This window comes from Actinoplanes regularis, from assembly GCF_900188005.1.
In the GTDB taxonomy this organism is placed as follows: Bacteria; Actinomycetota; Actinomycetes; order Mycobacteriales; family Micromonosporaceae; genus Actinoplanes; species Actinoplanes regularis.
This window is the reverse complement of record NZ_FZNR01000002.1, coordinates 928,362-941,574: the sequence shown is the minus strand read 5'-3', so window position 1 is coordinate 941,574 and position 13,213 is coordinate 928,362. Positions and strand designations below refer to the sequence as shown.

Sequence of the window (13,213 nt, the reverse complement as noted above, 5' to 3'; positions counted from 1 at the left end):
AAGCGCTGGATGGACTCCGGCCGCATTACCGATCAGCCCCCTCAACTGATGGAGCTGCTTGAAGGACTGCCTGAGTGAGTACGCAGATCGAGATCGTCGCGTGGAGCAGCAAGATGCCGAAGGCAACGAACATCGCGCCGCTGAAGAAGAAGTGGACGGTCATCAGCCCGACGAGAACCGTAACAACAGTGAGAAGAACGGCCGTCACACCTCGAAGAGCACCCGATATGCCGCGCCAGGCCAAGATTGCAGCAAGTGCCGACAACACAGCAGCCGACACCGCCACAACAACGGTCCCCGCGCGCCCGAACGGCGATGCGTCAGCGACCTCCGGGAGTCCCCAGGCGGCGAACGCCAACGCTAGCGGCTCGATCACCGCAGGTGCGGCCCACAACAGGAGGGCCAAGCCATCCATCCGCTGCGCCTCAGTCGAACGTCTTGCCACGCCTCCACCTCCGGTCAGGAAGAGACAGAGTGTCTGATCTCGCACCCTGTGCAACCCGTGTCAGGAACTAGACCGCTCCCGCGGTATTGGTCAGCGTCAATGTGGCGCCAATCGCAAGAGCAGGTCGCACTGGTATACACCGGCTAGGTCCCAGAAGGTTCAGCTAAGTAAATTCAGCGAAGGTCAACCGGAATCGTCGATCTTCATCAAGAAGTCGGCGAACCAAAATGTTTGCGCGATCCCGGGTGCGGACCTGTGACCTGGCGTGCGAGGCCAGCCTCCGCCTTTGGTTGCCGCACCGGCGGACGTGTCGAGGTTGAGAATGCGGCCTTGTCGTGCTGACGCTCGAGTGGATCACGGAGAGTCAGCTGTCCCGATGTGATCTCTTGTAAAGGCTAAGGGCGATCCATCCGCGTAACCGGTTGCCGTGAGTAATCTCCGATATCCGCTCGGTGGCTGTCGCTCAAGGTTTGCTCCCCGTGTTCCGTGCATAACTTTGTGACATCCGGCCAGTTGAAGGTCGTGATCATTGATCTTTGAGCAGAATGTGGACGATCGAGCACCTACATCGAGCCCTCCCCACGGACAGTAATTCGCAAGGGGACAGTGGCGAGGGGGCATGGTGGGCGAGATGGCGATGGGGCCGTTCTTTGATTACGGAGCGATGGCCTTGATCCTTGCGGCTGCGGGGGTGGTCGCTGGCTTGGTGCGGACCTACATCGCGCACCGCACGCGGTTGCATGCGGAACGGGAGGCGTCGGTGCGGGCCGCCGCCCGCTCGACCGGGCTGATGGGGCTCGCTGAGCGGCACCGCGGTGCTATCCGGATCGTGGAATCCGATCGTGACGGGCATCGCGAGGTGGAGTTCGGGGGCCACGAGCCGATGATCGGCAGCAGGAGTGAGGAGGCGGCGTGAGCGCGGTGGACGGCTCGGCGGCCCTGATACCGCAGCCGGACGAGGGAGAAGAGGCGCGGCGGGCAGAGGCCGGGCGACTCAAGAAGAAGTATGACGAGGAGTTCGTCGTCTTCACCGAGCAGAGCTACCACCTGGCCGAGCGGATTCTTCGCGCCTGGTGCTGGAATCGTGAGGCCCTCGAGGATGCTCTTCACGAGGCCTATCTGCATGGGCGGGTCCAGTGGTCGAAGATCCGGGACTACCGCGATCCGATCGCCTGGATCATCACCACCGCCCGGAACAAACTTCTCAACGAGCATGACCGGCGTCAGCGCGAAGCCGCAATGCCACCCGAGGTGCTGCCGCCGGTCGGGACGCAATCGGACCTCGCTGACGCGTGGGAGGCACAGGAGACGCTGCGTGGCTGGCTGCAGCAGCTACCGGCACGGCATGCCGAGGTGTTCCAGATGTCGCGTGAGGGCTTTTCCAACCAGGAGATCGCCCGCATTCTCGGCTTGGCCGACAGCAGCGTCCGCAGCTACAAAGTTGCTGCCAGACAGCAGTTGCGCCAGTTGGCTGAGGAGGCCGGCTATACCGACTCGAAGAGCCGCCGACGTCTGGGGAGTACTCGTGGACATCGATGACATTCTGGTTCTGGCCGAGGCACGCGAGCCCAGCTCACTGGAGCTCGCCCGGGCTCGGCGAGTCGGGCGGATGGTGCGGAGTGAATATGATCGTTCGCTCGCCGACGGTTACGAGATCCTTGTCGACACCGATCTCGTCGATCCGCTCACGGCGACCATCGACGAGGCCGCACGGATCGAGCGCGCGGCACAGTTGGTGAAGCGCGGCACGATCACCTGGACGATGGGCTCCGGCAAGACTGCCGGCGCGTTGAAGTGGTCAGACCAGATGGCGATGATTTTCGGCCATGCGCCGGGAACGCTGCACCTCACCGTGGATTCGCTCGTCAAGCTCGTTCATCCAGGGGACGCGGCGACGGTTCGTGAAGCCGTCGAATCCGCATGGTCCCGGCGTCGTCCCGGCGAGATCACCTTCCGCGCGATCCACCCGGGCGGCAGTGTCCGCTACGTTCACTGCCACATCGAGGTGCTCACCACCGCTGGTGAGCCGTCGGGAATCGTCGCCACGGGAGAGGACGTCACCACCCTCGAACTCGCGCGGCAAGAGCGTCGCCGGCTTGCCACCCGCAGCGAGATGCTTTGCGTCGATCTGGCGGCCCGAGACCCGATGACCGGGCTGACCAACCGTGGCTACCTCACCGATGAGGTCGATCGCGCCCGGCGCACTCTGGAGGGTGCCGTCGTCGTCGTGGCGACGGAGACGGTCACCCACCTGGCCGTCGCCACCACTGACCGGGACCATGAGGAGTTGACGTCCGATGTGGCGGCCCTGCTGCGTCTGGTCGTCGGGCCCGATCTGACGTGCGGCTCGGTCGGTCCCGGAATCTGGGGCGTGCTGGTCACCTCCGAGGACGAGCACGCCGAAGCCGCCGACGCCCTCGCCCTTCGGATGGTCGGTGCCATCCGGCGGCATCTGTTCACAGTCGGGCAGAAGGCGCTGCGCCTGTATGCGTGGGCAGGTGTGGCACGCTTTGCCAAGGGTGTGCCTGACACCGGATTCGATCTGCTGGTCGACGGCGAACACGCGGCTCGTGAGGCCCGCCGCAAGGGCGCCGTCGTCCATGTATTCGACCAGCCGACCGACGGTGGCGACCGGGTGAGCCGCTGCCGATCCCGGATTCGGCATGCGGTGGCGACCGACGGGTTCGCGCTCTACGCGCAGCCCATCGTCGATCTGGCCCTGAACCAGGTCACCCGCCACGAGATCCTCCTGCGGGTCCGCGACACGACCGGCGACCTCATCGCCCCGTGGGCGTTCCTCGACATGACCGAACGCTTCGGTGAGATCGTCGCCGTGGACAGGTGGGTCATCGATCATGCCCTGGAACTGATCGGCCAAGGCGTGCAAACCTCGCACTATCAGATCAACATCTCCGGGAAGTCTCTCGCCGACCCCAGCATGTTGACCTACGTGACCGAGGCGATACGCCGGCACGAAGTGAAGCCGGAGTGCCTCACCTTCGAGATCACTGAGACCGCGCTGATCGAGAACCGCAACGAGGCGCTTGCCTTCGCCACCGGAATCAGGGAGATCGGCTGCCAACTCGCACTCGACGATTTCGGCACCGGGTACGCCGCCTTGGCCTACCTGAAATACCTACCGGTGGACCTCGTCAAGATTGATGGCCTGTTCATCGTCGACATCTGCCAGTCTCCGCCGGATCGGGCCGTCGTGTCGAAATTGGTGGAACTCTGTCACGCGCTCGGCATCCGTGTCGCAGCCGAATGTGTCCAGGACGATGAGACCGTCAAGCTGCTGCGAGAGTACGGCGTCGACTTCGCCCAGGGCTACAAGTTGGGAAGGCCCGCACCGATCACGGCGAGCCTGAAACAGCAGGAGAACACGATCGAGATGGAACTTCGGTTCCCTGAACTGCGTACCGCCATGGGTTGACGCGCTGCGGCGGTTTCGTCAACGAGTATCAGTGGGGCGATCTCAAGGAATGGTGGGACGAGGAGGAGCGGCCAGGCTGGACTGACACAGATCCCCGCCATGCGAGGCGAGCGCGTCGCGGGGATCGATCGGCCCGGTTAGGTCTTGTGTGGACGGTCACGGGGCAGCAGGGTGAGGGAGGCAGTTTCCGCAAGCTTGCGACCCCCGGGGGACCCTGATGGCGTACCGTCGCTTGCCCGCCCTGATCGCAACCATGACCCTGGCCCTGACCACCGCCCTGGCCCCCTCGTCCGCCCAGGCCACGCCACCCGGCCCCAACGCCGTCGTGGTCTGGAACCTGAACGCGCAGAACGAGATCTACGAGGTGGCGAGGCAGTCGCCGGCCACCGCGGCACGCAGTTTCGCGATGGTGCAGGGGGCGGTCTACGACGCCGTGAACGCGGTTGCCGGTGTGCCGTACCAGCCGTATCTGACCGCACCGAAGGCTCACCGCGCCTACTCCGCCGACGCCGCCGTGGCCGCGGCCGCCTCCGAGGTTCTGCTGTCGCTCTTTCCGGAGCAGGCCGCGACCGTGCGCGCTCAGTACGACGCCGCCCTCGCCGCGATCCCCGACGGCTGGGCCGAGCGGGGTGGCGTCGCGGTGGGCCGGCAGGCCGCCGCCGCGATGATCGCGGCGCGGGTCGGTGACGGCGCCTTCGGCTCGGCCACCTGGAACGTCAGCACGGCGCCGGGTCAGTGGCGGCCCACCCCGCCCACGTATGCCCAGGATGGGGCCTGGTTCGCCGACCTGCGGCCGTTCGTCCTCCCGGACGCGGCGATGTTCCGCACGTCGGGGCCGCCGGCGCTGACCAGCGCCGCGTACGCCCGGGATCTGAACGAGGTCAAGGCGATCGGTGGGGTCACCAGTACGGTCCGCACGACCGACGAGACGCAGGCCGCGATCTGGTGGCACGACCGCAGGCTCACCGAGTGGGCCATGAAGCGCCAGCTCGCCGAGTCGCGGCACTTGAGCACGCTGCAGACCGCGCGAATGTTCGCGATGGTCGACATCACCAATGTCGACGCGCTGATCGCCTGCTACAGCGAGAAGAAGTACTGGAACTTCTGGCGCCCGGTCACCGCGGTGCAGGAGGCGGACGGCGACGGCAACCCGGCGACCGCCGGTGACCCGTCCTGGATGCCGCTGCTGGTGACGCCGCCGTTCCCGGACTACACGTCGGGTCACACCTGTTCCTTCTCGGCGATCGCCCTGACCTGGCAACGGTTCTTCGGTCGTGACGACCTTCCGACGAGCGCGTACAGCGCCGACTCCGGCACCACCCGGGCCTTCTCCAGCTTCTCGTCGGCGCTGGCCGAGGTCGTGGAGGCGCGGATCTGGGGCGGTGTGCACTTCCGTACGGCTGATGTGCAGGGTGTCAGGATCGGTGCCGGAACCGCCCGGTACGTGCTCGCCCGGGAGTTCCGGCCCCGTCACTGATCTTCAGAAGGTCACCGGCAGGGAGTTCAGCCGTTGACCGATCGGCACGTTCGGCTGCCGGTCCGGTGTCACGTAGGCGGGACGCAGGTCGGGGCAGCGCTCGAGCAGGAGCCGTAGGCACTCGTCGGTCTCCATCCGGGCGAGCGCCGCACCCAGGCAGTAATAGGTGCCCATGCCGAAGGCGAGGTGCCGGTTGCGCTGCCGGGTGATGTCGAAGACGTCCGGGTCGGGAAAGACGTCCGGGTCGCGGTTCGCGGCCATGAGCGCGAGATAGATGTGTTCTCCGGCGGGTACGGTGTGCCCGGCCAGTTCGACGGGCTCGGTGGTGACGCGCCCGATCACGCTGGCCGGGCCGTCGTAGCGCAGCATCTCCTCGACGGCGAGTGGCATCAGCTCCGGGTCCTCCCGCAGCCGGGCCAGTTGGCCGGGGTGCTCGAAGAGCAGCGCGAGGCCCTTCGGGATCAGGTTCGCGGTGGTCTCGTGGCCGGCGAAGAGCAGCAGTACGCAGTTGGCGACCGCCTCGTCCTCGGTGATGACGCCCTCGGCCTCGGCGGCCATGAACATGCTCAGCACGTCTTCCCGGGGAGTGCGGCGGCGCTCGGCCGCGATCTCCCGCAGGTAGTCGTGCATCTCGAGCATGCCGCGCTGGGCCTGGCGCAGCTGCTGGACGTCGCTGTTTCCGAAGATCAGCAGGATGTCGCGTGACCACGCCTGCAGTTGTTCGCGGTCGCTGATGGGCATGCCGAGCAGCTCGGCGATCACGTTCGCGGGGAGCGGGTACGCCAGGTCGCTCACCACGTCCATCCCGCCTTTCGGGGCGACGGCGTCGAGAAGCTCGTCGGTGAACTCGCGTACCCGTGGCCGCAGGCGGTCGACCATCGCCGGCGTGAAGTAGCGCTTGAGCAGCTGCTGGAAACGGACGTGGTCGGCCGGGACGGTGTGGCCCATCCACATCTCGATCGATTCCCGGACCGGGGCCAGTTCCTCCTGCTCCGCGGGGGTCAGGCGCTGGAGCGCCCGGGCCATGTTCGCGGTGTCCATCCGTTTGTCCCGGAGCGCGGCGTTGACGTCCGCGTAGCGGGTCAGCAGGTAGGCGTCGAGCCCCGCCACCCGGGCGAGTGGGCTCTCGGCGCGGACCCGGTGCAGGAAGCCGTTGGGGTCCGTCATCGCTTCGGGACTGAACAGGTCGTATTCCCGCACTGAAGCGGCATCGTCGCTCATGGTGGCGATTCTGGCGAACTTCAATGATCGATATCTATGCCAAGTTCGGCGGCGGGCGGGGTCCCCGAGGTGAATTCCCGGGAACGCTCCGGTCCTGCCCGGCGCTTCGCCGTGCTCTTGGCAAGGGTCCGGGTCGGGTGCGATCGTTCAGCGAGTGACGGGGGAGGCTGCACTGGACGAGGACGAGTTTCTCTGGCTGGAAGAGCTTGACGCGCCCGAGGCCGTGCGGTGGGTGGTCGAGCGCAACGCGGAGACCTTGGACGGGCTGGCGGGGCCGGGCTTCGCGCGGTCGCGGGAGGCGGCCCTGGAGGTGCTCGACAGCAAGGAGCGCATCCCCTACCCGGGCTGGCGGGGTGACGGGCTCTACTACGACTTCTGGCGGGACGCCGATCATCCCCGCGGGCTGTGGCGGCGGACCACGCTGGAGCAGTTCCGCCGTGACCGGCCCGAGTGGGACGTGCTGCTCGACGTCGACGCCCTGAACGCGGCCGAGGGGGAGAACTGGACGTGGAGCGAGGTCACCGTGCTCCGGCCCGGCTACGAGCGCTGTCTGATCAGCCTCTCCCGGGGCGGCGCCGACGCCGTCGTGGTGCGCGAGTTCGACCTGCGGGGCAGGAGGTTCGTCGACGACGGGTTCACGCTGCCGGAGGCGAAGAGCCGGGTCAGCTGGATCGACGTCGATCACCTCTACGTCGCGACCGATTTCGGTCCCGGCTCCATGACCTCTTCGGGATATCCGCGGATCGTCAAGCGCTGGCGTCGCGGTACTCCGCTCGCCGCGGCGGAGCTGGTTTTCGAAGGGCACGCCGACGACGTCACGCTCGGTGCCCACCATGATCCGACACCCGGTTACGAGCGCGACTTCGTCACCCGCCACCTGGACTTCTATCGCAGCGAGCAGTATCTGCGCCAGGCCACCGGGAGGCTCGTCAGGATCGAGGTGCCGGCCGACGCCGATTGCGACGTGCACCGGGACTGGTTGCTGATCAGGCTCCGGTCCGAGTGGGTGGCCGGCGGTGCCACGTATCCGGCGGGGGCCCTGCTCGCGGTGGACTTCGAGCAGTTCCTGGCGGGCCGGCGGGATCTCACCGTCCTGTTCCGGCCGGACGGCCACACGTCGCTCAGCTCGTACCTGTGGACCCGCGACCACCTGCTGCTCGTCACGATGGTCGACGTCAAGACCAGGGTGGAGGTCCTCACCCCGGACACGCCGCACTGGCGGCGCCGGCCGATGCCCGGTGCCGTGGAGTTCGATCAGACCTGGATCGTCGAGACCGACCCGGACAACGACGACTCGTACCTGATCTCCTCCGAGGGGTTCCTGCGGCCGGCGACCCTCAGCCTCGGGACGGTCGGCGGCGAGGTCACGGTCCTCAAGCGGGAGCCGGCGTTCTTCGACACGGGCGGGATGGCGGTGCGCCAGTTCTTCGCCGTCTCGGCCGACGGCACGCGCGTTCCGTACTTCGTGGTCGGGGCGACCGCCGGAGGCCCGGCGCTGCTCACCGGGTACGGCGGCTTCGAGGTCGCGCTGACCCCGGGGTACGACGGTGTCATCGGGCGTGACTGGCTCGCCCGCGGCGGCTCCTACGTGGTGGCGAACATCCGAGGCGGCGGCGAGTACGGTCCGGCCTGGCATCAGGCCGCGCTGCGGGAGAACCGGATCCGGGCGTACGACGATTTCGCGGCGGTCGCCGCCGATCTCGTGACCCGGGGGATCACCACACCGGAGCGGCTCGGCATCATCGGCGCCAGCAACGGCGGGCTGCTGATGGGCGTCATGCTGACCCGTCACCCGGAGCTGTTCGGGGCGGTCGTGGCGAAGGTGCCGCTGCTCGACATGCGCCGGTACACCAAGCTGCTCGCCGGAAAGTCGTGGGTGGCCGAGTACGGCGACCCCGACGACGAGGCCGACTGGGCGTACCTGCGCGGGTTCTCGCCGTACCAGAACGTCCGTGCCGGCCGGTCGTACCCGCCGATTCTGTTGATCACCTCGACCCGGGACGACCGGGTGCATCCCGGCCATGCCCGCAAGATGGCGGCCCTACTACGCGCGCGGGGGCACGAAGTGTCCTACTACGAGAACGTGGAGGGTGGCCACGGCGCGGCGGCGGACAACGAGCAGGCCGCCACCGTCTCCGCGCTGGCCCTGGAGTTCCTCTGGCTGCGACTGAGCTCCGGCGCGCGGTGACGGCTCAGGGGCCGGCGCGGGCGTGCCGGCCCCTGAGCAGGCTGAATCAGACCCGGCACTGCCAGGTGCTGGAGTTACGGAAGTTGACGAAGCGGTCGATGGTCGCGGTGGTGCCGGTCGTGTACCGGCAGACGGCGGGCAGGCTGACGTCGAAGTAGACCGGGTTGACCCGGCTGTAGTTCACGCAGTGCCAGTCGTAGACGGTGCTGCCGAGCAGGGCGGACGCGCTGTGGCCGGTGGAGACGCAGTAGTCGTTGATCGCCGGGGCGACCACGGTGGAGGTGACGCGCCAGCACTTGACCGACTTGGGGTCGTTGAAGTTGTCGATCCGGTCGACGGCGGCGTCGGTGCCGTAGGCCCACCGGCAGGCCGCCTCGAAGGTCAGGTCGTGCTGGCTGCCGTCCCCCGCGACGCAGTGCCAGTCGTACGCGGTGGAGCCGGTCAGGGCGGCGTCGGAGTAGCCGATCGAACGGCAGTAGGCGCCGACGTCGAGGCCGCCGAGCTGTTCGGGGGTCGAGGACGCCGCAGCGGCTGGACTGATCACGGCCAGCACCCCGGCGAACGCGACGGACAGGGTTAGCAGCACTTTGCTGAGCGAACGCATAGCTCTCCTGAAAGCTCCGAGCATGTCCTTTTTGGACGGGCAGGCTCAGCCTAGGGCGCTGACGGCATTCTGCAAGAGTTTGCAAAGAGAACGTAACTTCATACAGCCAATGATTCATCTTGCAGTCATGGCGGGGCGCGCTACTCGGTCGGGCGTTGGACCGCATGATGTCTCCCGAGTTATGACAAATGGTGCTAAAGCAGCCAGAACATAGGTGCGCTGGACCACCGGAGGGAGTCATCGTGCACTTGATCAGGACCGCGATAGCCGTGCTCGCCCTGGTCGTCGGCACCCTGGCCGCTCCCGGTACGGCAGGGGCCGGGGCGTGTCTGCGCACCATGAACGTCGTCGCCCACGAGGACGACGACCTGCTCTTCCTCAACCCGGAGATCAGCGACGACATCGCCGCCGGACGATGCGTCACCACCGTCTACGTCACCTCGGGTGACGCCGCCCGGGGCGCGAACTACTGGCGCGGGCGCGAGGAGGGGGAGATGGCGGCGTACGCCCGGATGGCGGCCCGGCCCGCGCGGTGGACCGAGGACACGCTGACCGTCAACGGGCAGGCCGTCCACCGCGCCACCCTTGACGGCGCCCCGGTCACCCTGCTCTTCCTGCGCCTGCCCGACCGGGTCGGCGGCTGGCCCGACCAGACCCTGCAGATGCTCTGGCTCGACCGGACGGCGCGGATCCGCACCCTCGACACCGGCCAGACCTACACACGTTCGGCGCTGCTCGGGGTCCTTCTCGGGGTGATGGAGACGTACCAGCCGTGGATCCTCCGGACCCTCGACTTCCGGAACCCCTACGGCGACGGTGACCACGACGACCACCACACGGTCGGCTATCTCACCTGGGACGCCCAGCAGCGTTATCGCACCCCGCACCGGACCATCGGGCACCTCGGTTACCCGGTCGGCAACGAGCCCGCGAACCTGACCGCGGCGCAGTACGACACGAAGCTCGGCTACTTCCTCACCTACGCACCGCACGACCCGGTGGTGTGCCAGACCGCCGACTGGTGCACGCGCGGCAACTACGGCGCTTTCGCCCGGCGCAACATCGCGGTCGCCGCACCCGTCGGCCCCGGACGCAACGTGGCCGCCCAGTCCTGGGTCACCGCCTCCTCGGGGCGGGCGGCCAGCGCGCAGGTGGCGGCCAAGGCGGTGGACGGGCGGCTCGGCGCCACCCTGATCGGTGAGTGGGTGACCCTGCAGCAGAAGGCCGGAGCCTGGCTCGCTCTCCGCTGGCCCGCCCCGCAGCGGATCGGCCGGGTGGTCCTCTACGACCGGCCGAACCCTCTCGACTGGATCACCTCCGGCGTCCTGCTCTTCTCCGACGGCAGCGTGATCCGCGTCGGCCCGCTGCCGAACAACGGCGCTCCGCTGGTCGTCAAGTTCGCCCCGAAGACGGTGACCAGCCTGCGATTCGTCGTCACCGGGGTCTCCGCCGTCACGAAGAACACCGGCCTGGCCGAGATCCGCACGATCACCGCCGGGTGATCATCGGCGGGCGGCCGGTGGCGTGATCCGGACGCGCCGGGTGGCCGGGCGGGTCTCGATGTCGCCGAGCTGGCCGGTCACCGTCGCGCACAGCTCGGTGTAGCTGTCGAAGGTGAAGTCGTTAAACAGGGTGTAGCCCGCCCACATCAGGTTGGCGCAGACCTGGGCCGGCACCCGCCCGGTCGCCGCACCCATCCCGACCAGCGCGACCGACTCGATGCTCCCGGGCTGCCGCGCGTTCTGCATGTGGATGGCCTGGAAGGCGGCCGCGCAGGCCAGGGCGACGTTCAGCGTCTCCCGCACGTTCTCCGCGGACGACTCCATGGTGGGCGTGGAGATCAGGAACTTCGGGACGGCCGCGCCGGACGGCACACAGACCGCGCTCCCGATCGGCAATGCCCCGTCGAACCCGTCCCGGATCGCGCGCTGCACCCGCAGCTGGACACCGGCGCCGAGGTGCTGCTTGATCACCGCGTCCACCCCGCCGTTCATCGCGCCGCGCGAGTTCGTCGGGCTGACCCAGGCGTCCACCCGCTGATTCACGATCGATCCCTTGTGGATCTCCACGCCCGGGCTGTCGGCGAACGCGGACTCCCACGCCTTGATCACGCGAGGGTTGACATCGGTCAGAACCACCTTGCGCAGCATGCTCACAACCACTCCCGCACTCCTGAAGAAGAAAGGTGCCGGCAACCTACAGCGAGGGTCCGACAAGAAATCGGCCTCCGGCGGCCTGCCAGTATTCGCGCCGTGACGGAGACGAACGACCCGCTGAAATTGACGGAGCTCTTCGCCGGTGGCGGTGAGCCGTGGCAGCCCCTGCTCCAGCCGGTGATCGAGGCCCAGCCGGGCGCCGCGGACTTCATCGGGCCCGGCCGCGACCCACGGGTGGTGCCGGTCCGGGAGCTGACGTTCCAGGCGCTGAAGCCGAACCCGCCGCACAAGTGGAAGGTCGTCGTCTTCGGCCAGAATCCCTACCCACGGCCGGAGAGCGCCACCGGCATCGCGATGTTCGACAACACCTTCCACGACTGGGCGGACAGCCAGTTCGGCCGGGTGGTCAGCATCCGCTGCATCATCAAGGCCGCCGCGATGTGGAAGTACGGCATTCCGAAGAAGACGCCGATCGCGGATCTCCGCGCGTTGCTGAAGTCGAACGACACGGTGCAGCCGCCGGAGTGGTTCCAGGCCATGCTGACCCAGGGCGTGCTGCTGCTCAACGCGGCGCTGACCGCGAGCGCCGACGGGGTGCTCGGGACCGGGCAGCACACCGCGTTCTGGCGGCCGGTCGTGGAGCGGATCGTCGAGGAGATCCTGCGGGCCAAGCAGGAGGCGGACGAGGCGGACCGGGGTGTCGTCTTCGCCTGGTGGGGCGCGCACGCCCGTACCCTGAAAAGCCTGGTCCTCCGGTTGCAGAAGAAGTATCCCGGCGTCGAGGTGCGGCACCTCGACCACCCGAACCCGGCCGCGCAGGGCGACATCTTCTGCGACGACGAGCACTTCACGGTGGTCAACGACGCGCTGCACGGGCTGGGCCTGGATCCGGTCGACTGGCTGCCCAGCACGGGATGGAACCAGACCTCGGGCGACGCGGACCGGATGGGCGCGTTCATCACCTCCACGATGGAGCTGCACCAGCTCTACCTGGAGCGGCTGGCCAGCGTCAAGGACGAGGGCCTGGCCCTGCCGGCGATCACCGGCGTCTTCGACACCCCGCTGCTGGACTTCCGCAAGGCGATCGCCCCGGCCGCCGAGGCGCTGGGCGGCCTCGGCCAGCACGTCGACCGGTCGCAGAGCTTCGGCGACCGGCTCACCGGCACGAGCGGGCTGAGCGCCGACGAGATCGCGGCGCTGTTCCTGTACACCTGCGAGTCGGCGTTCTACCGGAAGATCAACGCCACGTTGCGGGATCCGGACCGCAGCCGGATCAGGCCCTACCTGCCGTACCTCCGGCTGTTGTTCTCCGCCGTCTCCCGGCTGCCGGTCCGCCGCGAGCCGCTGTGGCGCGGCGTCGGTCTCGACCTGCGCGCGCAGTACCCGGTCGGCCGGACCGTGACCTGGTGGGGTGTCTCGTCCTGCACCTCGAAGCTGGGCGTCGCCCAGGCGTTCCTCGGCGGGCGCGGCAAGCGCACCCTGTTCGAGGTGACCCCGTCGCGGGCGGTCGGCATCCGCGGCTTCTCCGCCTTCACCGGCGAGGAGGAGTTCATCCTGGCCCCGGGCACCCAGCTGAAGGTGACGGCGGTGAAGGCCGAGCGCGGCGGCCTCTGCACGGTCAGACTCACCGAGCTCGAGGAGCAGCGTATGGTCGCCTGAGCCCAGCGCCCTCGGGTGCGTGACGGGCGA

The 13,213-nt window shown here is 68.1% G+C and carries 11 protein-coding genes; 7 read left to right on the top strand and 4 right to left on the bottom strand.

The window, feature by feature from the left end; all coding sequences use genetic code 11:
- Positions 1 to 25: 25 nt before the first annotated feature.
- Complete coding sequence (locus tag CHC09_RS09345; protein WP_143232252.1) at positions 26 to 445, bottom strand: hypothetical protein; 420 nt, start codon at positions 443 to 445, stop codon at positions 26 to 28.
- A gap of 619 nt (positions 446 to 1,064) precedes the next feature.
- On the opposite strand from CHC09_RS09345, the gene CHC09_RS09340 reads away from it, so the two are divergent.
- The 4 genes from CHC09_RS09340 (at position 1,065) to CHC09_RS09325 (ending at position 5,355) form a co-directional block, all read left to right on the top strand.
- Positions 1,065 to 1,361, top strand: a complete 297-nt coding sequence (locus CHC09_RS09340; RefSeq protein WP_089292549.1) for a hypothetical protein — start codon at positions 1,065 to 1,067, stop codon at positions 1,359 to 1,361.
- Positions 1,358 to 1,984, top strand: coding sequence for an RNA polymerase sigma factor (locus CHC09_RS09335; RefSeq protein ID WP_089292548.1), 627 nt, complete (start codon positions 1,358 to 1,360; stop codon positions 1,982 to 1,984). The genes CHC09_RS09340 and CHC09_RS09335 overlap by 4 nt, the downstream gene beginning before the upstream one ends.
- Positions 1,971 to 3,878 (top strand): EAL domain-containing protein, encoded by a 1,908-nt coding sequence (locus CHC09_RS09330; protein WP_089292547.1) that lies wholly within the window; start codon positions 1,971 to 1,973, stop codon positions 3,876 to 3,878. Before CHC09_RS09335 ends, CHC09_RS09330 begins: the two co-directional genes overlap by 14 nt.
- Before the next feature lie 217 nt (positions 3,879 to 4,095).
- Positions 4,096 to 5,355, top strand: a complete 1,260-nt coding sequence (locus CHC09_RS09325) for a vanadium-dependent haloperoxidase (protein ID WP_089292546.1) — start codon at positions 4,096 to 4,098, stop codon at positions 5,353 to 5,355.
- A 3-nt stretch (positions 5,356 to 5,358) separates the two neighbouring features.
- Here CHC09_RS09325 and CHC09_RS09320 read toward each other — a convergent pair whose 3' ends face one another.
- The gene (locus CHC09_RS09320) at positions 5,359 to 6,576 is read right to left on the bottom strand and encodes a cytochrome P450 (RefSeq protein WP_089292677.1); all 1,218 of its coding nucleotides are present in this window, start codon (positions 6,574 to 6,576) and stop codon (positions 5,359 to 5,361) included.
- 154 nt (positions 6,577 to 6,730) lie between these two features.
- On the opposite strand from CHC09_RS09320, the gene CHC09_RS09315 reads away from it, so the two are divergent.
- Positions 6,731 to 8,764, top strand: a complete 2,034-nt coding sequence (locus CHC09_RS09315) for a prolyl oligopeptidase family serine peptidase (RefSeq protein ID WP_239138134.1) — start codon at positions 6,731 to 6,733, stop codon at positions 8,762 to 8,764.
- A gap of 46 nt (positions 8,765 to 8,810) precedes the next feature.
- Here CHC09_RS09315 and CHC09_RS09310 read toward each other — a convergent pair whose 3' ends face one another.
- On the bottom strand, positions 8,811 to 9,368 hold the full coding sequence (locus CHC09_RS09310; RefSeq protein WP_089292545.1) for a hypothetical protein: 558 nt from the start codon (positions 9,366 to 9,368) through the stop codon (positions 8,811 to 8,813).
- A gap of 242 nt (positions 9,369 to 9,610) precedes the next feature.
- Between CHC09_RS09310 and CHC09_RS09305 the strand changes: the two genes are divergently transcribed.
- Positions 9,611 to 10,870 carry a DUF7402 domain-containing protein gene (locus CHC09_RS09305; protein ID WP_179276991.1) on the top strand — a complete coding sequence of 420 codons (1,260 nt, stop codon included), beginning with the start codon at positions 9,611 to 9,613 and terminating at the stop codon, positions 10,868 to 10,870.
- Here the strand turns inward: CHC09_RS09305 and CHC09_RS09300 are convergent, their stop codons facing one another.
- On the bottom strand, positions 10,871 to 11,518 hold the full coding sequence (locus CHC09_RS09300; protein WP_089292675.1) for a macro domain-containing protein: 648 nt from the start codon (positions 11,516 to 11,518) through the stop codon (positions 10,871 to 10,873).
- A 102-nt stretch (positions 11,519 to 11,620) separates the two neighbouring features.
- Between CHC09_RS09300 and CHC09_RS09295 the strand changes: the two genes are divergently transcribed.
- On the top strand, positions 11,621 to 13,183 hold the full coding sequence (locus CHC09_RS09295) for an ADP-ribosyltransferase domain-containing protein (RefSeq protein ID WP_203833043.1): 1,563 nt from the start codon (positions 11,621 to 11,623) through the stop codon (positions 13,181 to 13,183).
- Positions 13,184 to 13,213: the final 30 nt, after the last annotated feature.

Bases quoted from the DNA above. Each gene is read 5' to 3' on its own strand.
- CHC09_RS09300 (WP_089292675.1), bottom strand. From the start codon at position 11,518: ATGCTGCGCAAGGTGGTTCTGACCGATGTCAACCCTCGCGTGATCAAG.
- CHC09_RS09325 (WP_089292546.1), top strand. From the start codon at position 4,096: ATGGCGTACCGTCGCTTGCCCGCCCTGATCGCAACCATGACCCTGGCC.
- CHC09_RS09320 (WP_089292677.1), bottom strand. From the start codon at position 6,576: ATGAGCGACGATGCCGCTTCAGTGCGGGAATACGACCTGTTCAGTCCC.
- CHC09_RS09340 (WP_089292549.1), top strand. From the start codon at position 1,065: ATGGTGGGCGAGATGGCGATGGGGCCGTTCTTTGATTACGGAGCGATG.
- CHC09_RS09310 (WP_089292545.1), bottom strand. From the start codon at position 9,368: ATGCGTTCGCTCAGCAAAGTGCTGCTAACCCTGTCCGTCGCGTTCGCC.